At 62.4% G+C, this 19,132-nt stretch carries 17 protein-coding genes, 1 tRNA gene and 3 pseudogenes; 10 read left to right on the top strand and 11 right to left on the bottom strand.

The features are described 5' to 3' along the window. Positions 1–57: 57 nt before the first annotated feature. The 4 genes from GRI47_RS01065 to GRI47_RS01080 all read right to left on the bottom strand — a co-directional run bounded on the left by GRI47_RS01065 (position 58) and on the right by GRI47_RS01080 (position 4,907). Positions 58–1,566 carry a TRAP transporter large permease gene (locus GRI47_RS01065; protein WP_202387131.1) on the bottom strand — a complete coding sequence of 503 codons (1,509 nt, stop codon included), beginning with the start codon at positions 1,564–1,566 and terminating at the stop codon, positions 58–60. Beyond that, positions 1,559–2,194 carry a TRAP transporter small permease gene (locus GRI47_RS01070; protein ID WP_202387133.1) on the bottom strand — a complete coding sequence of 212 codons (636 nt, stop codon included), beginning with the start codon at positions 2,192–2,194 and terminating at the stop codon, positions 1,559–1,561. Before GRI47_RS01070 ends, GRI47_RS01065 begins: the two co-directional genes overlap by 8 nt. A 112-nt stretch (positions 2,195–2,306) precedes the next feature. Further along, a complete protein-coding gene (locus GRI47_RS01075; protein WP_160659567.1) occupies positions 2,307–3,365 on the bottom strand; it encodes a DctP family TRAP transporter solute-binding subunit in 1,059 nt (352 codons plus the stop codon). A 186-nt stretch (positions 3,366–3,551) separates the two neighbouring features. Then, on the bottom strand, positions 3,552–4,907 hold the full coding sequence (locus tag GRI47_RS01080) for a sigma-54-dependent transcriptional regulator (RefSeq protein ID WP_160659568.1): 1,356 nt from the start codon (positions 4,905–4,907) through the stop codon (positions 3,552–3,554). Positions 4,908–4,919: 12 nt separating this feature from the next. Here GRI47_RS01080 and GRI47_RS01085 point away from each other — a divergent pair, with 12 nt between their 5' ends. From GRI47_RS01085 to GRI47_RS01110, 6 genes and pseudogenes are all read left to right on the top strand, one after another. After that, entirely contained in the window at positions 4,920–6,206 is a 1,287-nt protein-coding gene (locus GRI47_RS01085; protein WP_103024576.1) for an arsenic transporter, read from the top strand. 16 nt (positions 6,207–6,222) lie between these two features. Further along, the gene (gene arsH, locus GRI47_RS01090) at positions 6,223–6,972 is read left to right on the top strand and encodes an arsenical resistance protein ArsH (protein ID WP_119593915.1); all 750 of its coding nucleotides are present in this window, start codon (positions 6,223–6,225) and stop codon (positions 6,970–6,972) included. Positions 6,973–7,179: 207 nt separating this feature from the next. Beyond that, on the top strand, positions 7,180–8,277 hold the full coding sequence (locus GRI47_RS01095) for an APC family permease (protein WP_202387135.1): 1,098 nt from the start codon (positions 7,180–7,182) through the stop codon (positions 8,275–8,277). Positions 8,278–8,512: 235 nt separating this feature from the next. Next, positions 8,513–8,782 (top strand): annotated as a pseudogene (locus GRI47_RS01100) (carboxymuconolactone decarboxylase family protein); the annotation flags it as partial. A 330-nt stretch (positions 8,783–9,112) separates the two neighbouring features. Next, positions 9,113–10,507, top strand: coding sequence for a chromate efflux transporter (chrA, locus tag GRI47_RS01105; protein WP_160659570.1), 1,395 nt, complete (start codon positions 9,113–9,115; stop codon positions 10,505–10,507). A gap of 23 nt (positions 10,508–10,530) precedes the next feature. Continuing rightward, positions 10,531–11,448: a DUF1259 domain-containing protein gene (locus tag GRI47_RS01110; protein WP_225081837.1), complete on the top strand. Its 918-nt coding sequence runs from the start codon at positions 10,531–10,533 to the stop codon at positions 11,446–11,448. A 562-nt stretch (positions 11,449–12,010) separates the two neighbouring features. On the opposite strand, the gene GRI47_RS01115 is transcribed toward GRI47_RS01110, so the two are convergent. After that, the gene (locus GRI47_RS01115) at positions 12,011–12,391 is read right to left on the bottom strand and encodes a hypothetical protein (protein WP_160659571.1); all 381 of its coding nucleotides are present in this window, start codon (positions 12,389–12,391) and stop codon (positions 12,011–12,013) included. A 432-nt stretch (positions 12,392–12,823) separates the two neighbouring features. Here GRI47_RS01115 and GRI47_RS01120 point away from each other — a divergent pair, with 432 nt between their 5' ends. Continuing rightward, on the top strand, positions 12,824–13,141 hold the full coding sequence (locus GRI47_RS01120; RefSeq protein WP_156488969.1) for a hypothetical protein: 318 nt from the start codon (positions 12,824–12,826) through the stop codon (positions 13,139–13,141). 18 nt (positions 13,142–13,159) lie between these two features. On the opposite strand, the pseudogene GRI47_RS01125 reads toward GRI47_RS01120, so the two are convergent. Then, positions 13,160–13,387: pseudogene (locus tag GRI47_RS01125) on the bottom strand (IS3 family transposase); the annotation flags it as partial. A gap of 14 nt (positions 13,388–13,401) precedes the next feature. On the opposite strand from GRI47_RS01125, the gene GRI47_RS15230 reads away from it, so the two are divergent. Next, positions 13,402–13,992 carry a tyrosine-type recombinase/integrase gene (locus GRI47_RS15230; protein WP_337190613.1) on the top strand — a complete coding sequence of 197 codons (591 nt, stop codon included), beginning with the start codon at positions 13,402–13,404 and terminating at the stop codon, positions 13,990–13,992. Between the two features lie 167 nt (positions 13,993–14,159). On the opposite strand, the pseudogene GRI47_RS14905 reads toward GRI47_RS15230, so the two are convergent. Both GRI47_RS14905 and GRI47_RS01135 read right to left on the bottom strand, forming a co-directional pair. Continuing rightward, positions 14,160–14,357: pseudogene (locus tag GRI47_RS14905) on the bottom strand (Arm DNA-binding domain-containing protein); the annotation flags it as partial. 146 nt (positions 14,358–14,503) lie between these two features. Then, a tRNA-Ser gene (locus tag GRI47_RS01135) sits at positions 14,504–14,594 on the bottom strand. Between the two features lie 261 nt (positions 14,595–14,855). On the opposite strand from GRI47_RS01135, the gene GRI47_RS01140 reads away from it, so the two are divergent. Both GRI47_RS01140 and GRI47_RS01145 read left to right on the top strand, forming a co-directional pair. Next, positions 14,856–15,710 (top strand): DUF1134 domain-containing protein, encoded by an 855-nt coding sequence (locus tag GRI47_RS01140; RefSeq protein WP_160659573.1) that lies wholly within the window; start codon positions 14,856–14,858, stop codon positions 15,708–15,710. A gap of 94 nt (positions 15,711–15,804) precedes the next feature. Further along, entirely contained in the window at positions 15,805–16,983 is a 1,179-nt protein-coding gene (locus tag GRI47_RS01145) for an amino acid aminotransferase (RefSeq protein ID WP_160661233.1), read from the top strand. 24 nt (positions 16,984–17,007) lie between these two features. On the opposite strand, the gene GRI47_RS01150 is transcribed toward GRI47_RS01145, so the two are convergent. The 3 genes from GRI47_RS01150 to GRI47_RS14910 are packed head-to-tail and all read right to left on the bottom strand — an operon-like array spanning position 17,008 to position 19,091. Continuing rightward, positions 17,008–17,640: a riboflavin synthase gene (locus GRI47_RS01150; protein ID WP_160659574.1), complete on the bottom strand. Its 633-nt coding sequence runs from the start codon at positions 17,638–17,640 to the stop codon at positions 17,008–17,010. Between the two features lie 4 nt (positions 17,641–17,644). Next, complete coding sequence (ribD, locus tag GRI47_RS01155) at positions 17,645–18,619, bottom strand: bifunctional diaminohydroxyphosphoribosylaminopyrimidine deaminase/5-amino-6-(5-phosphoribosylamino)uracil reductase RibD (RefSeq protein ID WP_237452686.1); 975 nt, start codon at positions 18,617–18,619, stop codon at positions 17,645–17,647. Between the two features lies 1 nt (position 18,620). Then, the gene (locus GRI47_RS14910) at positions 18,621–19,091 is read right to left on the bottom strand and encodes a hypothetical protein (protein ID WP_160659576.1); all 471 of its coding nucleotides are present in this window, start codon (positions 19,089–19,091) and stop codon (positions 18,621–18,623) included. Between the last annotated feature and the right edge of the window lie 41 nt (positions 19,092–19,132).

Raw genomic sequence — 19,132 nt, forward strand, 5'->3', positions numbered from 1 at the left:
GGGGGCGGTCGGATGGAGAACGCCGCCCCCGGCCAGTCGTCGGGACCTATGGCGGCGTCACCGTATGACGGTTTCCGGTCCCATCATAAGGGTCGGCAGCCATGTCGACAGGATCGGGATGTAGGTGACCATGATCAGGAAGATCACCAGCACGCCCAGCCAGGGCAGCGAAGCCCGGACCACCGCCAGCATCGACATGTTCGCGACCCCGGAGGTGACGAACAGATTCAGCCCGACCGGGGGTGTGATCATCCCGATCTCCATGTTCACGACCATGATGATGCCGAGGTGGATGGGATCGATGCCCAGTTCCATGGCGATCGGGAACACCAGCGGGGCGACGATGACGATCAGTCCCGAAGGCTCCATGAACTGTCCGCCGATCAGCAGGATAAGGTTGACCACCACCAGGAACATCACCGGGCCGAGGCCCCAGCTGAGCATCGCCTGCGTGATGTGCTGGGGAAGCTGTTCTTCGGTCAGCACATGCTTCAGGATCAGCGCGTTAGCGATGATGAACATCAGGGTGATGGTGATCTTCCCGGCATCGTAGAGCACTTCCTGCGTGTCCTTGTGGAACCACGCGGTAAGGAGCGCCTGCGGCTTGCGAAGGAGCGAAGTCGGACGCGACGGGTCGTCGGCGCGATCAGGAGCCGAACCCGCGACCGGGCCGTTTCCGCCAAGGACCGCTGCACCGCCGTTCATGGCGAGGATGTCGGTTTCGGCCGTCTTCTCGGTCAGCATGACCGGCTGGCCTTCCCGATTGCGCGCCTTGAGCGGCCCCATGTCGCGATAGATGAAATTGGCCACGACGAAGGCGTAGACCGCAGCCATGGCGGCAGCTTCGGTCGGGGTGAACACGCCGCCCCAGATACCGCCGAGCACGACGACGACCAGCATCAGCCCCCAGAACGCATCCGCGCCCGACCGAGCAATCTCGCGCCAGCCGGCCCATTCCCCGCGCGCGAGCTTCTTCCAGCGGGCATAGCCGTAGATGGCGATCATCAGCATCAGTCCCGCGATGATGCCGGGGATGACACCCGCCAGGAACATGCGGCCCACCGAAACGTCGACCGTGGCGGCATAGACGACCATCACGATGGAGGGCGGCAGCAGGATGCCCAGCGTGCCCGCGTTGCAGACGACACCGGCGCCGAATTCCTTCGGATAGCCGACCTGCGTCATGCCCGCGATCACGATCGACCCGACGGCGACCACGGTTGCGGGAGAGGAGCCGGAGAGGGCGGCGAACAGCATACAGGCGAAGACGCCCGCGATAGCGAGGCCGCCGGGCAAATGTCCGACGCAGGCGACCGCGAAGCGGATGATCCTCTGCGCCACACCCCCGGTCGACATGAAGGCTGCTGCCAGGATGAAGAACGGGATGGCGAGAAGCGTGTAGTGCCCGTGAAAGGCATTGAAGAGCGTATTGGCCACCGAAATCAGCGAACCGTCGGAATAGATCAGCAGGAAGACGATCGAGCTCAGGCCGATCGAGACACCGACCGGCGCGCCGATCATCAGCAAAGCGATGACCATGACAAACAGGATGAGGACTTCAGCCATGGGTGGCCTCCTTGGCCGGAGTTGCGGCCTTTTCGACATGCGCGTCGCGGTCTTCGAGTTCCTCGACGACTTCGTGACTTGCGATGATGGAATCGCGCTTGCCCTTCAGGATCTCGATCGCCGAGATCGACCAGCGGATGGTCAGCAGCAGCATCGACAGGGGAAGCACGAAATAGGGGACGAAGCGCGGCAGCTTGTCATAGGGTTCGCCGCCATTCATGAATGCCAGCCAGCCGAAACCGGGCACCATCGGCACGTCCTCCGTCGTCAGGAACGACAGGTCAGAGGCGAAGGGATACCAGTAATCCCATGATCCGATCAGCAGCAGGATCGAATAGGCGAGGCACGCTCCCACGGCCAACAGAGCGGCGATGCGCTTGGTGACCGGGCCCAGAAGGTTCACAGCCGCGTCGACGCCGAGATGAGCGGTGATCGCGACGCAGTGGGAGGCGCCGATCAGCACCAACCAGGCGAAGAGGTAGACCGTACCTTCCACCGCCCACAGGACGTTGGAATTGAATACATACCTGGCGATCACGTTGACGAAGGTAATGATCGTCATCAGGCCGAGGACCACAGCGATGAAGAGACGCTCGATGCGTCCAATCAGGCTGGGTGATTCACCCATCTCGTAAAACATAGCGGATTATCCTCTTGTCGGGACGCGAGCTGGCGGCGGACCAGGGCGGCGATCGATCGCCGCCCTGGCAGATTGCGCGCTGGCGAAAGCCGGCGGTTGCTTATTTCTGGTTCGCTGCCTGCGCCGCCTTCAGCGTTTCGGCACCGACATCCGGTGTGAACTTCTGCCACACAGGGCGCAGGGCGTTGACCCATTGCTCTCGCTGTTCGGGCGTCAGTTCGCGAATTTCGGCACCGGTAGCGGCGATGGCCTCGCGGGCTTCCTGCTCCAGCTGGTTCACGGCCTGGTTACGCTCGGCCGTGACCTCGCTCAGGATCCGGGTCAGATCGCGGCGATCTTCTTCCTTCAGGCCGTCCCACCACCGCGAACTGGTGACCACCATGTAGTCGAGCACGCCGTGGTCGGTATTGGTGATCCCGTCCTGCACTTCGTAGAACTTCTGGCCGTAGATGTTGGACCAGCTGTTTTCCTGCCCATCCACGACGCCGGTCTGCAACGCGCCGTAGACTTCGCTGAAGGACATCTTCTGGGGATTGGCGCCGAGCTGGTCGAAGACCGCGACGAGCACGTCCGAGTTTTCCACGCGGAACTTCAGGCCGCGCGCATCGGCCGGAACGAGCAGCGGGCGGTCGGCCGAAAGCTGCTTCATCCCCGAATGCCAGAACGCCAGTCCCTGCAGGCCCTTGCCGGTCATCGAACTCAGCAAGGCCTGGCCGGAAGGGGAAGCCTGGAAGCGGTCGACGGCGTCGATGTCGTCGAACAGGAACGGGAAGTTGAACAGACGAAGCTTGGTCGTGTAGTTTTCGAACTTCGACAGGGACGGTGCCGCCATCTGGACGTCGCCCAGCAGCATCGCTTCGAGCACCTTGTCGTCGTCATACAGCATGGAGTTCGGATAGACTTCCATGCACATCCGCCCGTTCATCTCGGTATTGATCCGCTCCTGAAGCAGGTTTGCGGCAATGCCCTTGGGATGCTTGTCAGTGTTGGTGACATGGCTGAACTTGATGACCTGCTCGCCAGCATCGCATCCGGTATTGGTGGCGAGCTGTTCTCCACCGGCGGTTTCGGAGGCCGCGGGCTCGTTCGACGAGGCGCTGCACGCGGCAAGCGCGAGCGCGGCGAGGCCGACCATCGGCATGGAAAGGATTTTGCGCATTTCAGATTCTCCCAGTCGCTTTATCTTCTCGCATCGTAATGCGTGCGCTCATCAAGAACCGTGGAACCGTTCGGGCAATCGGCGCAGTGCACCTCAAGCACGATATTTTCGTCGATTATCGTCGCGATGTGTCGACAGCTTCCCATGCCGCGCATCGACAGGGGCGAAAAACGTAACGCTGCCCGCTCACTCAGCCTCATCGGTGAAATCGACCCGGTTGAGCTTGTGGCGAATCATCTTCTCGTAAAGCGTTTTCCGGGAGATCCCGAGCTCCTCGTAACTGGCCTTCAGGTTCCCGCGATGGCGGATCAGCGTGTCCACGATGGCATCGCGTTCTGCCGCCTCCATGCGCGCGTGCAGGCTATCGCGCTGCGGGCTTACGCCCTCGTCGTCGTCAGGTTTTTCGATGCCGACAAGATAGAGTTCGGCCAGATTGCGCAGCTCGCGCACATTACCGGGCCATTCGCGCTTTGCGAGTGTTCCGAGGTAGTCGGCGGATGGGCGGCGGTAATCGTCCATGCCGTGCCGGGCCGCCGTCAGACGAAGCAGGTGCTGGAACAGGATGGGGACGTCTTCGGCATGGTCTCGCAGCGCTGGCAGCTCCACGGTCGCCACGGCAAATCGGTACATCAGGTCGGTCCGAAACGCGCCGGCCTGCGCCAAAGCGGTCAGCGAGCGGTTGGTCGAAGTTATGATCCGGGCGTTGAGATCGATGGACTCGTTCGAACCCACGCGCTCGAACATGCGGGTATCGACCAGCCTCAGCAGTTTGGTCTGCAAGGCCGGGGAAAGAGAGCCGACCTCGTCGAGATACAAGGTCCCGCCGCGCGCATGTTCCAGCTTGCCGAACCGTGCCCGGCTCGCACCGGGAAACGCGTCGGCCTCGTGACCGAACAGCAGATGCTCGATATTCTCTTCGGGAAGAACCGCCAGATTGATCGCGACGAAAGGCTGGCCTGCGCGCGCCGACATGTCGTGCAACAGCCGCGCCACGAGATCCTTGCCGGTCCCGGTCTCTCCGGTCAGCAGCACATCCAGATCGGTTGCCGCGAGCATCCTAATGCGTTCGCGTGCCTGCTGCATCGCCGCAGAGGATCCGACCAACATCCGGTCGATCGCATCTCCGCTTCCGTGAAGCGTGCCATGCAATTCGCGGTTTTCCAGCCGCAGCTTGCGAAATTGCAGGGCGCGCGCGACGCGTTCCCGCAAGGCCTGATTGGAGAAAGGCTTTTCGAGAAAGTCGAACGCGCCCTTCTGCATGGCCGCCACCGCCAGCGGCACGTCGCCATGACCGGTGACGAGGATCACGGGCAGCGCCTCGTCGATCTCCTGGATCGCTTGCAGGAACTGGATGCCATCCATGCCCGGCATACGGATATCGGATACGATGACGCCTCGAAAATCGCGGGAGAGGCGCTCCAGCGCGCGCTCCGCCTTGGCGAAGGCGGTGACCTCGTGCCCGGCCAGCAGAAGGCTCTCGATCGTCGTGTCGCGCACGTCCTTGTCATCGTCGACGAAGATCACGTCGGCCTGCGTGCTCAAGCGTATCGCCTGATGCTGCTCGCGATCGCGATCTTCATTGCCACCATCACGCTGGTGATCTGGCAGCCGCGTGGGCTCGGCATCGGGTGGAGCGCGATCGGCGGAGCACTGCTGGCGCTTGCCACCGGCGTCATCTCACTCGCCGACATTCCAGTGGTGTGGAACATCATCTGGAATGCGACCGGCGCCTTCGTTGCGATCATCCTCATCAGCCTCATCCTCGACCGGGCGGGATTCTTCGAGTGGGCCGCGCTCCATGTCGCACGATGGGGCCGCGGAAACGGGCGCATGCTGTTCGTGCTCGTGGTGCTGCTCGGTGCAGGCGTTGCGTCCATCTTCGCCAACGATGGGGCCGCGCTGATTCTAACCCCCATCGTGATCGCGATGCTCCGGGCGCTGGGCTACAATGCCAAGGCGACATTGGCCTTCGTCATGGCAGCGGGATTCATCTCCGATACTGCCAGCCTACCGTTGGTCGTCTCGAACCTTGTCAATATCGTGTCGGCCGACTTCTTCGACATTGGGTTCGGCGAGTATGCGCTGGTCATGGTGCCGGTCGATCTTGCCGCCATCGCGGCCACGCTAGTGGCTTTGATGCTGTTCTTCCGGAAGGACATTCCCGCCAGCTACCATGTCGCCCAGCTTCGCCTTCCTGCAGAGGCGATCCGCGACCGAGCGACCTTCCGCGCCGGATGGGTGGTGCTGGCATTGCTGCTGGTCGGCTTCTTCGTCCTCGATCCGCTCGGCGTTCCGATCAGCGCGGTCGCCGCCGTCGGCGCGCTGGCGCTGATCGCGATCGCCGCGCGCGGACGAGTCATTCCGACCGGCCAGGTGATCCGCGAGGCCCCCTGGCAGGTCGTGATCTTCTCACTCGGCATGTATCTGGTCGTTTACGGCATGAGCAACGCCGGGCTCGCCGCCGCTATAGCGGAACTGCTCGAACGCTCGGCAGAGGGCGGTGTGTGGGGCGCTACCTTCGGGACGGGCATCCTGGCGGCCGTGCTTTCCTCAGGGATGAACAACATGCCAACCGTCCTCGTCGGCGCGCTGTCGATCGACGCTACGGGCGCCACCGGCCCCGTTCGCGACGCGATGATCTACGCCAACGTAATCGGCTGCGACCTCGGGCCGAAGATCACCCCGATCGGTTCGCTCGCGACCCTGCTATGGCTGCATGTGCTGGGACAGAAGGGTGTGAAAATCGGCTGGGGCTATTACTTCCGCGTCGGCATCACGCTGACCACGCCGATCCTGCTGGTGACCTTGGCCGCGCTAGCTCTTCGCCTGACGCTGGCCTGATCTACGGAGCTCGCTCATGTCCCGTTTACGCCCACTCACCGATCCCGACACCTTCCCGTCGCTCGACCCCGCCTTCATCCATGCCCGCCCTGCCGTTGGTCTTGGCGCCGACCAGCCGCCGCCGCGAATCCTGCTGCTCTACGGCTCCCTGCGGGAGCGCTCGTATTCGCGTCTCGCGGTCGAGGAAGCCGCGCGACTGCTCCAGCTGTTTGGCGCTGAGACGCGCATCTTCGATCCCTCCGATCTGCCGCTGCCTGACCAGATCGGCGGTGACGACCATCCTGCCGTCCACGAACTGCGCGAGCACGCCTTCTGGTCCGACGGCATGGTGTGGTGCAGCCCGGAGCGGCACGGCCAGATCACCGGCATCATGAAGACCCAGATCGATCACCTGCCGCTCAGCATCGGGGGAATGCGCCCTACCCAAGGGCGGACGCTGGCAGTCATGCAGGTGTCGGCGGGCTCACAGTCCTTCAACACCGTCAACACGCTGCGTCTGCTCGGCCGCTGGATGCGGATGTTCACCATTCCAAACCAGTCCAGCGTGCCTAAGGCATACGAGGAGTTCGACGGGGCGGGCAGGATGAAACCCTCGCCGCTCTACGACCGCATCGTGGACGTCATGGAGGAGCTCGTCCGCTTCACGGTGCTGCTGCGGCCGCACGCCGAACAGTTGGTCGACCGCTACTCGGAACGCAAGGAAGCAGGTCGCGCCATCGATCCACAAAAGGACATATCGGCGATTGCCTTGAACCCCTCATCTTGATGGAGTTCGATGAGTGGTGCGCTGCCAATACCGCTAGACATCATGTAACATAGGCCCGGCGGTTTACCGAAATCCCGCCGCCCATTTCAGTTACCCAACGCTCTCTGCGCGGGCTCCCGTTGGGAGTTCGCACACGATACCAAGGTTATATAGATGAACGAATCGAGCCACCGACTATCGCGTGACCTCGGCATAGGAGGCGCGATCATGATGGGCCTCGGCTCGATGGTCGGAACCGGCGTATTCGTCAGCATCGGTATCGCCGCTGGGGTTGCTGGCCCATCGGTCCTCCTGGCGATCGCGCTTGCCGCGCTGGTTGCGACCTGCAACGCCCTGTCGAGCGCGCAGCTCGCCGCCAGTCACCCCGTGAGTGGTGGCACTTATGAATACGGTTATCGCTACCTCAACCCGCGCCTCGGGCTCACCGCAGGCTGGATGTTCCTCTGTGCGAAATCGGCTTCCGCCGCCACCGCAGCGCTGGGTTTCGCAGGCTATGCGCTGCCGATGGCAGGCGGAGGTGCGGCGGCAATGCCTTGGGTCGCGATGGGTTCGGTCTTGTTTTTCACGCTTTTGGTGCTCGCTGGAATCAAGCGCTCAAGCTGGGTGAATATCGCAATCGTTTCGGTGACGCTCGCGGCGCTGGGCGGCTTCATCCTCTTCGGTTCTCCGAGTGCGTTCGCAACCGGTAGTTCAAATTGGACGCCCTTTTTCTCGGACCGTGAAGAATCTCCAGCATCGGCGTTCCTCTATGCGTCAGCGCTAATGTTCGTTGCCTTCACGGGCTACGGTCGCATTGCCACTCTTGGCGAGGAGGTGCGGGAGCCGCATCGGACGATCCCCCGGGCCATCATCGTCACGGTTGCGGTGACGGCGGCCCTCTACATATGCGTGGCGGCGGTGGTCGTGGGCATCGTTGGAACTGCCGTTTTTGCGGACGCGCCGGACCGGCAGGCAACTACCCTCCAGACCGCCGCCACCGCCATGGGGTCGCGTTCGCTTGCCTTGTTGGTGGCAATAGGCGCTATCACTGCGATGCTTGGCGTGTTGCTGAACCTGATCCTCGGACTGTCGCGCGTGGTGCTCGCCATGGGGCGACGAGGCGATATTCCGCCAGTCTTCGGCCGATTGACCGAAGCGGAAAAGGAACCAGCTTCTGCAGTCATACTGGTTGGTGTGCTCGTAACCGGGCTGGCAGCAATTGGCAGCGTCGAGACGGTCTGGGCGTTCAGCGCCTTCACGGTCCTGATCTATTACGCGATCTCCAACCTCGCGGCGCTGCGCCTGCCCGACGATCAGCGGCTATAAACCTATTGCCGCGTGCACAAGCTCACCGAGACCACTTTCGTGCGCTGGCTCGACGTGCTGACGGACAGGAAAGCGGCCAAAATCCGGGTCGAACGCGGGGCGACCGAGCGTCGGTGCAAGCGCCGCCGCAAGGGCGGCAAGCTGACGACCGACCGCCGCAACCGTGTAGTGCAGGCGTATTGGGCGATGCATGTCGAGGCGCTCGAATGGAGCGGAATGACGGTACCCGTTCGCCGATATCTACGCACGGCCCGGTCTTGGCCTCCGCGAACGAGAGATCGCGACGATCGCAGCCCTTACGGCGATGGGCACGGCACAGCCCCAGTTGAAGGTCCACATCCAAGCCGGACTCAATGTCGGTCTTACGAAGAGCGAGATCGAGGAAATTATCATCCAGATGAGCGTGTATGCCGGATTTCCAGCAGCGTTGAACGGGATGCAAGCCGCCAAGGAAGTCTACTCGAGCTCGGATGCCAGCGAATTCGATCAGGATGAGCCTAATTGACGGCAGCTTGCGGTAAGGAATTCTGCCCAGGCGAATGTCCGCAACGGGGTGGAAAGCTTCCGGTCCGCTTTCAGGAGGCTAAGCCGCGAAAGCCGCCGTCGAGGCAAGTAGCAAGCCCCGGCAGCTACGCGCCCTCATTCCGGAAATTGAAGATACAGATCCAGATTTCGAAAGCCGACATTCTCCAAGGGCAAGGCAGACTGTTCGCGTAAGGCTTTTGACAACACCAGATCAATGATCTAGCAGTTTGACTTCGGGCACTTATTCCGGCGCCCGGTAAGGCAATGCGCCCAAGTCCGGCTCGATGAGCTGTGTGCGAAGGACGCGTTGATGAATTCTCCCGCTAATTCAGGTTCCGTAGAACAAACTCCGATCCCGTTTTCCGATGGGGTGCGTGTCTGGGCGCGCATAGGCGCGTTGAGCTTTGGTGGGCCAGCCGGCCAGATCGCGGTGATGCACCGCATTCTAGTCGATGAAAAGCGCTGGATCGGCGAGAACCGGTTCCTGCATGCGCTCAATTACTGCATGCTCCTGCCCGGACCGGAAGCCATGCAGCTCGCCACCTATATTGGCTGGTTGCTCCACGGCGTTCGCGGTGGCCTCGTCGCAGGATGCCTGTTCGTCCTTCCCGGCTTCCTCAGCATTATGGCGCTTAGCGTGCTCTATGCCAGTTTTCAGGAGGCCAGCTTCGTCCAGGCGATTTTCTTCGGCATTAAGGCGGCGGTGCTCGCCATAGTCATCGAGGCCCTGCTGCGCATCGGGAAAAGGGCATTGAAAACTTGGCCCATGTATCTGATTGCCGCCGCAGCCTTCGTGGCGATATTCGCATTCGATGCACCTTTCCCGCTGATTATCGCGGCCGCCGCGCTGGTCGGTTTTCTTGGAGGGCATTTCGATCCTGCACGGTTTCTGGTCATTCGCGCCCGTGAAACGACCGAGGACGGGGAGAGCGAGCCGGAAGCCGTGCTTCATACAGGCGGTATGGCGAAAGCGCAGCCTACATGGCGCGGAGCAGTCCGCACGGCCTTGATCTGGGGCAGCATCTGGGCAGCTCCCATAATTGCGCTGATCCTTCTTGTTGGCCCAAATCACGTGTTCACGGAACTGGCGGTTTTCTTCTCCAAGCTCGCGGTCGTGACATTCGGGGGCGCGTATGCCGTGCTGGCCTATATGGCGCAGGAAGCCGTGCAGACGCATGGCTGGCTTGCCCCCGGTGAAATGCTCGATGGGTTGGGCATGGCGGAGACCACGCCGGGTCCACTGATCCAGGTCGTCCAATTCGTGGGGTTCATGGGGGGATATCGCGAAGCAGACATGTTAGGCCCGGTGGCTTCGGGCATCGCGGCTTCGGTCATCGTCACGTGGGTCACGTTCGTGCCGTGCTTCCTATGGATTTTCCTTGGTGCGCCATTTATCGAAAAACTGCGCGGCGTGAAGCTTCTGACAGCGGCGCTTTCGGCGGTGACGGCAGCAGTCGTCGGTGTGATCCTAAACCTTGCCATCTGGTTTGCGCTGCACGTTGCCTTCGCACGGCTTGACGAGGTTCGAGGTTACGGCGCACGCCTGCTCGTGCCGGACTTCGCCACGATCGACGTCGCCTCCGTCGTCATTGCCGCTGCGGCCCTGATCGCCATGCTGCGCTTCAAGATCGGGATGTTGCTCGTTCTCTTCGTGAGCGCACTCATTGGGTCGCTGTATTACCTCGCAATGATGGCTGGCACCTGAAATCACATCCAAGGAGAACTAAGATGAAGCAATTACGCAGAACATTGTTCGTCGGCGGCTTGGCTCTATCGCTATCAGCGATGTCGGCGGCTCTTCACGCGCAGGATAATCTCGGCAATCTCGAGGCACTGATTTTCGAGGCATCGCACTCGGAGGTCACCATGACCGACGATGGGGTCGCACGCATCGGTTGGACGCGCGCCGACGTGCCGGTGATGGTCGACGGCATGCGCCTCGATCCCCCGGCAGGTCTCGGCTCATGGGCTGCCTTCAAACCCGTCGATGGCGGAGTGATGGTCATGGGCGACACGGTCGTATTCGAGGATGAGATAACAGCCGCGATGGACGCTGCCCTCGCCAACGGGTTGACCGTCACCGCGCTGCACAATCATTTCATATTCGACGATCCGCCGGTCTATTTTATGCATATCGGCGGGCATGGGGAAACCGCCAAGATGGCAGCGGGTGTAAAAGCCGTCTGGGATGCCATCAAGGAAGTGCGCGCCGCCTCGCCGACGCCGCAGCGCAGTTTCGGTGGCATGACGCCGGATGCAAACGGCACGATCGAAGCCCTGGCGCTGAGCGAAATCTTGGGCACCGAGCCAAGCATCGCCGATGGTGTCGTGAAATACACCTTCGCTCGCCAAGGCCGCATGCACGGCGTTGAGATCGGTGGTTCGATGGGGCTTACGACCTGGGCGGCGTTCTCGGGCACCAACGACCTTGCCGCCGTGGATGGTGACTTCATCATGACCGAGGACGAAGTCCAGCCCGTGCTCCGCGCACTGCGCGAGCGGGATATCCATATCGTAGCATTGCATAACCACATGATCGGCGGTGAACCGATGTTTTACTTCCTCCACTACTGGGGAGTGGGTCCAGCAAAAGAGCTTGCAGCGGCGATTGCTGCTGCCCGTAACGCACAGGCCGAAACCGGATAGGCGCAACCATTCCGATAAAAATCAGTAAGGCAGCGATCGCTTGCACCTCATTGCGACAGGCATTGTCTTCGAAATGGCCGGGACGTGAGTTATGTCGTTAACTTTACGGGGTTGCCTTTGAATGCGATTTGGGTTGCGAACGGATTGTCCGTTTCCTTAGGAAAACGCCCGAAACCAGACTGTCTCGAAGCGGCCCCAAAATGGCTGAAGCGCATAAGCTGAGTCGACGGCAGATATCGGGAAGCAGGAGGCTGTCTCACATGGCCGCTTTGGCGTTGCAATCTGCTGGTCCGCTTCTGGCACAATCCACACTTGGTCTTAACGGCGAGAACTGGGGTGGTTTGCCGACAGGCTGCTTTTAGGATCTTGGGTTAAGGAAGCGGACGTTCACCCGATTGCGCAACTTCGGAATAGTTGCTGACTTCCGCGCATTATCTCGGTTCGGCGCAGTCGCTCAGCATCACCTATACGAGCATCGACGACGTATATTCGTGGGATTATCGCCTTGCATACTAAAAAAATTCTGAGTCTCGCGTTCGCCTTGGGCCTCGCATCCTGTGCGTCAGAAGAGGCGCCCGTTAACACCGCAGAAGAGCAATACCCATTCGACCGTCACGGCGCGTTGAGCGCCGCCGACGGAACGCCTGGCCAATCCGCTCTTGAGGGCGCAGAGGGCGTTCTCGGATATGAGCATGGCTGCCTTTTTGTCGAACGGGACGGGGGGCGTTCCGGTCTGATACTGCCGGCGAATTCTTCCTTCGATGGCCGCGTATTGCGCTACAGGAACCTTGAGCTCAAACTGGGTCAGAGACTGACCTTCACTGGCGATCTTCTCGCGACACCCGATCGCGGGGAATACGGTTGCAAGTATGACGAGTTGCTGGAAGTCGCACCTTAGGGCGACTCCAATAAAGAGTGTTCCAAATCCGGTACTGAAAGGCAATTTTCTATGATCCGAAACCTAATTGTGGAAGGTCTACGAACGTCCTTTTTCGCGACATTCGACTTTCAGTGATCAAGGCAGGATAGCTGAGTTGGATCTTGGCCGGGGACATTTGCTAGATATTGTGCGAGGTCCCTGGGCCAAGAGAAACGAGGCCGAAGAAGTGTTCCGAAGCCGAGTAAATCGATGGATACAAAGCCCTCCGCTATTCAGATTTCAGCGATCCAGAGGGAAACACGGTAGGGCTACTGGACGGAAACTGATGCGCGTTGCCAAGATGTCGTAAACGGCGTCGGCAGCGGAAGGTCCGGATTTGGTGATCATTCCGCCGGGCGGAGATGGCAAGAACGGGGTGGTTAGCCGACATACGTCATTGGCCTCTGGAAGGCTACGATCCAAGCTTGTATATTACCTGCAATGAAAGCTCGACACTTGTTTGAACGCATCCGCACTTTGTGGCCGGACTCCATCATTCTGACGAGCGATGCCAGTTCGGGCTCAGGAGACCCAATTTGGAGCGTTGTGCACTGCTACGACAGCTTGGAGCCCCAGATCGACCACGACGATTGGCTCGCGATAGGAGCGTGGTCGTTCCATCAAGCACTAACTGAACTTGCTCGGCTTAAACTCGAAAGTGGTTCTAAAATGGTGTTTCCAGCTGAGGTTTCACTCGAAGCTTTCGACGCGAACATGCGTGAAAATCTAACTGACGAGACATGGCAGGAAGAACGCTCACGCTACGGACATTGATGAATAGCCCCTAGTTTTCTAGACGCCCTCGGTGCTCATCATCTGCTGCCGTTCGAACTCTACGGGTGACAGCATCCCGTTTCTCACATGCTTGCGTATCGGGTTGTAGAACATCTCGATGTAATCGAACACATCCTGTCTGGCCTCGTCTCGTGAGCGATAGGTCCGCCGCCGGACGCGTTCGCGTTTGAGCAGGTTGAAGAAGCTCTCGACCACTGCGTTGTCATGGCAGTTGCCACGCCGAGCGGAAGCCGTGAACCGTGCAACTCTCTTTCATCTCGCGCAGCAGCTTGGTCAGCGTCATATCGGACATCGCCTTCCCCCATCTTGGCAATGTGCAGGTCAATGACATCACGGGACCGATGATCCGCAATGTGCTGGCCGAGATCTGGCTGGCAAAGCCTGAGACGGCGCGCCGGGTGCGCCAGCGGATCGGGACCGTGCTCGACTGGGCTTATGCTTCGGGATACCGGGACAGCGAGGCGCCCATGCGCGCGATCAGCAAGGGCCTGCCGCGCCAGCCGAAGAAGGAAGGCCACTTCGCGGCCATGGCTTATGCTAAGGTGCCTGACTTCATCCCGCGCCTGCGCGAGCGCGAGAGCTACAGCAGGCTGGCGCTGGAGTTTGCGATCCTGACCGCGGCCCGCTCAGGCGAAGTGCGCCATGCGGTGTTCGAAGAGTTCGATCTGCGCGAGAAGCTCTGGACTATTCCCAAGGAGCGGATGAAAGCCAATCGCGAGCATGTCGTGCCGCTGTGCGATCGGGCAATACTGATCATCGAGCGCTGCATGGAACTGCGCGTGAGAAACTGCGAGCTCGTCTTTCCCGGCATGCGAGGGAGGAAGGCATAGGCTTCCAGCGTCCTGATCCATTGCTGCTCGTGTTTCTCGTTGCGCCAGGTCGATCGATGCTGGGCGAGCACCTTGGCGGTGGCTTCCCGGAAGGTGGGAATGCCTTCCGCCTTCCGGCGCTCGAACAGCGGGTCCAGTCCCAGTTCGACCCAGGTTCGAACCTCGCGGGCCCGCTCACGTGCGACCGCCAGCGATATCTTCGATGCGCCTCCGAGACCGAAATCGCGGCGATTGCCGTTTTTCTGCACCCGGACCATCCAGCTCTTCGTGCCCGACGACTTCACCACGAGGTAAAGCCCATCGCCATCGCCTAATTTGCCGGGTCTCGAGGCGGCCTTTACCGCTGTTGCCGAAAGCTTACCCATGGCTGCAAATTCTCCCACATTTATTCCCACAAATCCAATCGGACACCGATGGATGAGCAAGGACAGTGTGGGACCCGAATCACCTGATAAGCCGCGCAAATGCTTGGCTTTTTCAGGTCATCGGTGGAAAATGGGGGAAAGGGTGGTGGCGGAGACGGAGGGATTCGAACCCTCGGTACCCTGATAGAGTACGGTTCCTTAGCAGGGAACTGGTTTCAGCCACTCACCCACGTCTCCGCAGCGAGCACGTCGGCTGCGAGGGGCGCGCTATAACGGGGGGTGGGGTTCGCTTCAAGGGGGTTTGCTCGGGGAGAGCCACACGATCCGCCTGCCAGTCTGACGGCCTGACGGCCTGACGGACTCGCTTCGGCGCGTTTCGGATTCGGTTCATCGCGCGCTCATTGCCGTGGTGCGATCCACGCCGTCTCGTGTTAACCGTAGAGGCGCGTCCGTGGATCGCGCGCCATCCTGTCTGGCCCAAGGGAGGGGAACCCCGCCATGAACCTGTCCGCCGCATCCTTGCCGCGCAACCGGACCATGATCGCCATGCGCCCGCTCTTCACAGCCTTCACGACCGGGCTTGCCGCACTCGGCCTGATGGCGGCTCCGCTTTCCGCGCAGGTCGAACGAGTCGATCCCAACGACGCCTATGAGGCGCCGATCGATGGCGATCTCGAGGAAAGCCCCGGCGATCGCGACGTCTATGCCGATCCGCGTCCCGCCGAACCCAGCGTGTCCTATCCCGATGACACCGCCACGCAGACATCCGCGCCCATGTGGAGTGACCCTGGGAGCGATTCCGGGAATGATGTGGCCGGCGATACCGTGGCTGTTCCCGAGGCGCAGGTCTCCCCCGCCGACGATCCCACGACGACCTATCGCGAGGACGATCTGATAGGCGCGGCCGAGGGCGTGTTCGGCAAGGGCGCCGAAGGGGTCGCGAAGCTGATCCAGAAACTCCTCGCCGAACAGGGCCAGCCCAACGCCTATATCGTCGGGCGCGAGGCTGGCGGCGCCTTCATTGTCGGCGCGCGCTACGGTTCGGGGACGCTTTATCACAAGGTGGAGGGCGAGCGGCCGGTCTACTGGACCGGACCGTCGATCGGCTTCGATGCGGGCGCCAATGCGGGCAGCACCTTCGTCCTCGTCTACAATCTCTACGACAGCGAGGAACTCTACGAGCGCTATCCCGCAGGCGAGGGGCAGGCCTATGCCATCGGCGGGATGACCGCGAGTTACCTGCGCAAGGGCGATGTCGTCCTGATCCCGATCAGGGTCGGCGCAGGCCTCAGGCTCGGCATCAATGCGGGCTACATGAAATTCTCGAAGAAGCAGCGCTGGTTGCCCTTCTGATCGATTGATCGAGAGCGCGGGTGAAGCCGATCTCGTCCATGCGATAGACAATTCCCTGTTGCGGGCGCCCCTGTGCGCGGGCAAGGACGCGCCCATGCTCGACGCTCTCAAAGCCCAGCCCGCCGATGCGCTGCTCGCGCTCATCAAGCTTCACGCCGCCGATCCGCGCGCGGACAAGATCGACCTCGGGGTCGGCGTCTACCGCACCGGCGATGGCGCCACGCCGGTCTTCAAGGCCATCAAGGGCGCGGAACAGCGCCTCGTCGACGAGCAGGATTCCAAGAGTTATCTCGGCCCGGAAGGCGATGGTGCCTTCGTGTCGGGTCTTATGCCGCATATCTTCGGCGAGGACGCGGATCGCGGCGGGCGGATCGCGGGAATGCAGACGCCGGGCGGGACCGGCGCGGTGCGCCTGGCGCTGGCCCTGGCGCAAAAGGCGGGGACGCGGCGCGTCCATCTCGGCACGCCCAGCTGGCCCAACCACGCGCAGATCGTGGCGGATCTGGGTCTGGAGACGGTGCCGTTCGACCATGCCCTTCCCGATGGGACCGCCAATGTCGAAGCGGTGTTGCGAGTGGTCCGCGAAGGGGAGGCGGGCGATGTCGTGTTGCTCCACGGATGCTGCCACAACCCGACCGGGATCGATTACACGGACGAGCAATGGCGCGCCATCGCCGAGGCACTTGCGACGAGTGCGGTGATCCCGGTTCTCGACATCGCCTATCAGGGCCTCGGCCACGGGATGGACGAGGATGCGGCGGGCGTGCGCCAGGTGATCGCTGCCGTGCCCGAGGCGCTGGTCGCCTATAGCTGCGACAAGAATTTCGGCCTCTATCGGGACCGCGTGGGCGCATTCTACGTGCTGGCGAAGAAGCCCGACGATCTTGATACGATCATGTCCAACGCCAACATGCTGGCGCGCGCTACCTGGTCGATGCCACCCGATCACGGCGGCGCGGCGGTGCGGATCGTGCTTGAGGACGAGGGTCTTTCGCGCGAATGGCTCGACGAACTCGGCGACATGCGTGAGCGGATGCGCGGCGTGCGCGAACGGCTGGCGGCGGCGGACGCGGCCATTCCCGGTCTCAATCTCGGCGCACTGGCCGATCAGAACGGCCTGTTTGCAGTCCTGCCCCTGTCGAGCGACCAGATCGCGAAGCTGCGCGAAGATCACGGGATCTACATGGCCGGATCGGGCCGGATCAACGTGGCCGGGCTTCACCGCGGCAATATCGACAATTTCATCGCGGCGCTGGAAAAGGTCGCGGGCTGACCCGCCTCTTGCGCTCTCGCCCGCTCAATTCGGGTCGAGCGCGCGCATTCTCTGGAGATAGCGGGCCAGCACGTCGATCTCGAGATTGACTTGGGCCTCCTCGTCGAGGCGACCCAGCGTCGTGACCTCGCCCGTATGGGGGATGAGGTTCAGCGAGAAATCGCAGGACCCGTCCGGCCGGTCGCGCACGTCGTTCACCGTCAGGGACACGCCATCGATGGTGATCGAGCCCTTGGGCGCGACGAAGGGCGCGTGCTGGCGACCGATGCGGATGGCGATCTTGCGCGATCCGCCGTCTTCGCGCGCGAGTACGACTTCACCCACAGTGTCGACGTGGCCGGTGACCAGATGGCCGCCCAATTCGTCCCCGATCCTGAGCGCGCGTTCGAGATTGAGGGGGCGGCCTTCGCTCCACATATCGGGAACGGTGCGCGCGATCGTCTCGCCCGAAACGTCGACCGCGAACCACGGGCCGTCCGCATCGGCCCCGGTTTCGGTCACGGTCAGGCAGACTCCCGAACAGGCGATCGAGGCGCCCAGCGCGATCGCATCGGGTTGCCATTGCGCGGCGTCGGGACAGGCGATCCGTACCGCCGTATCGCCGGTCTTCTCGACGGCGGCGATCCGGCCGATGGCGGTGACGATGCCGGTGAACATGCGATTATCCTTTGTCGCGGACGCGCTCGAAGCGCTCGTAGATATCCTCGCCGAGAAGGCGGGTCTCGGCCCTCTGCCAGCGGCCATGCGCCTCGGCAAGATCGCCAAGCCCGATATCCGTGATGGCGGGCAGGCCGTTCCCGATCACGATGGGCGCCCGGTAGATGTCGAGACGGTCGACCAGATCGGCGGCGAGAAAAGCGGCTGCGGTGGCGGCGCCCCCTTCGACATAAAGATATTGGGCATCGAGCGTGGCGATCGCTTCGGGTGAGGCGATGCAGCGGGGACCCTCGATCGTCCCGCGCGTCAGGACCACGCGCTCGGGGTTGCGATCGGCGAGCCCGGGAAGGCGCGCGTCGAGCCGGGGCGCGTCGGCGCGCCAGGTGCCGCCGCCGACGAGGATCACGTCGGCGAGCGCGCGCCGCGAATGGACGTGGGCGCGCGCTTCGGCCCCCGTGATCCAGCGGCTCGACCCGTCGGCCAGGGCGATGCATCCGTCGAGCGAGATCGCCAGCTTGAGCGTGACGTGCGGGCGCCCCAAATGCGCGCGCATCAGATAGCCTGCGAGGCTTTTCCGGGATGCGGCATGATCGACCAGCGCGGTCTCGATCCCCGCCGCGCGCATTCTTTCAAGGCCCTGTCCCGCCGTGCGCGGATCGGGATCGCCGCAGCCGACGATGGCGCGCGCGATCCCGCTCTCCGCGAGCAGCGAGGCGCATGACGGGCCGCGCGGCGACAGGTGAGCGCAGGGTTCGAGCGTTACGTAGAGCGTCGCTCCTATCGCGGCGGCGCCGGCCTGTTGCAGCGCGACCGCCTCTGCATGGGGCCTTCCCCCGGCCTGCGTCCAGCCGCGTCCGACCACGCGGCCATCCTTGACGATCAGCGCGCCGACAGACGGATTGGGACGCGCGAGCGGGCGCCCGCGCAGCGCCAGCCGCGCTGCCGCGTCGAGCCAGCGCCGGTCCTGCGCTGCGGTCAGCTTATTCGGCGGCGGTTTCAGGATCGGCTTCGGCTTGGGTCCGGGAAGGGATGCCCGCCGCTTCCAAGAGGCGTTCGCGGCGCGCTTCCTGCCGGGCGCGATCGGCGGCGATCTCGGCTTCCATCGCGTCGACATCGAGGCCGCTCGCACGCCCGAGCGTGCGATACATGTCGCGCACCTCTTCCTCGCGCACGGCCTGTTCCTCGCGGATCTGGTCCTGCAATCGCTGGTTGGCGAGGTTGGAGGCGACGATCTCATCGTCCGTCCGTCCTTCGGCGAAGGTCGAGATGAAGGTCACCTCGGGGCGCGCGGGCGGGCCGATGACACGTTCCTTCGTCACCCAGAACAACAGGCCGAACGTGCACAGCATGGACGCGATCAGGATCGGCCAGCGATAGGGATTGGGCCGGGTGAATTCGGACCAGAAATCCTGAATCCCGCCGACCGGGTTGAATCGCGTGGAGAGGCGCATGACGCAGAAGATAGAGCGTCGGACGCGAAAGTGCCAGAGGC

This window comes from Qipengyuania pelagi, from assembly GCF_009827295.1.
GTDB classification, from domain to species: domain Bacteria; phylum Pseudomonadota; class Alphaproteobacteria; order Sphingomonadales; family Sphingomonadaceae; genus Qipengyuania; species Qipengyuania pelagi.

Bases quoted from the DNA above. Each gene is read 5' to 3' on its own strand.
- GRI47_RS01065 (WP_202387131.1), bottom strand. From the start codon at position 1,566: ATGGCTGAAGTCCTCATCCTGTTTGTCATGGTCATCGCTTTGCTGATG.
- GRI47_RS01070 (WP_202387133.1), bottom strand. From the start codon at position 2,194: ATGGGTGAATCACCCAGCCTGATTGGACGCATCGAGCGTCTCTTCATC.
- GRI47_RS01075 (WP_160659567.1), bottom strand. From the start codon at position 3,365: ATGCGCAAAATCCTTTCCATGCCGATGGTCGGCCTCGCCGCGCTCGCG.
- GRI47_RS01085 (WP_103024576.1), top strand. From the start codon at position 4,920: ATGCTGCTCGCGATCGCGATCTTCATTGCCACCATCACGCTGGTGATC.
- arsH (WP_119593915.1), top strand. From the start codon at position 6,223: ATGTCCCGTTTACGCCCACTCACCGATCCCGACACCTTCCCGTCGCTC.
- GRI47_RS01095 (WP_202387135.1), top strand. From the start codon at position 7,180: ATGATGGGCCTCGGCTCGATGGTCGGAACCGGCGTATTCGTCAGCATC.
- chrA (WP_160659570.1), top strand. From the start codon at position 9,113: ATGAATTCTCCCGCTAATTCAGGTTCCGTAGAACAAACTCCGATCCCG.
- GRI47_RS01110 (WP_225081837.1), top strand. From the start codon at position 10,531: ATGAAGCAATTACGCAGAACATTGTTCGTCGGCGGCTTGGCTCTATCG.
- GRI47_RS01140 (WP_160659573.1), top strand. From the start codon at position 14,856: ATGAACCTGTCCGCCGCATCCTTGCCGCGCAACCGGACCATGATCGCC.
- GRI47_RS01145 (WP_160661233.1), top strand. From the start codon at position 15,805: ATGCTCGACGCTCTCAAAGCCCAGCCCGCCGATGCGCTGCTCGCGCTC.
- GRI47_RS01150 (WP_160659574.1), bottom strand. From the start codon at position 17,640: ATGTTCACCGGCATCGTCACCGCCATCGGCCGGATCGCCGCCGTCGAG.
- GRI47_RS14910 (WP_160659576.1), bottom strand. From the start codon at position 19,091: ATGCGCCTCTCCACGCGATTCAACCCGGTCGGCGGGATTCAGGATTTC.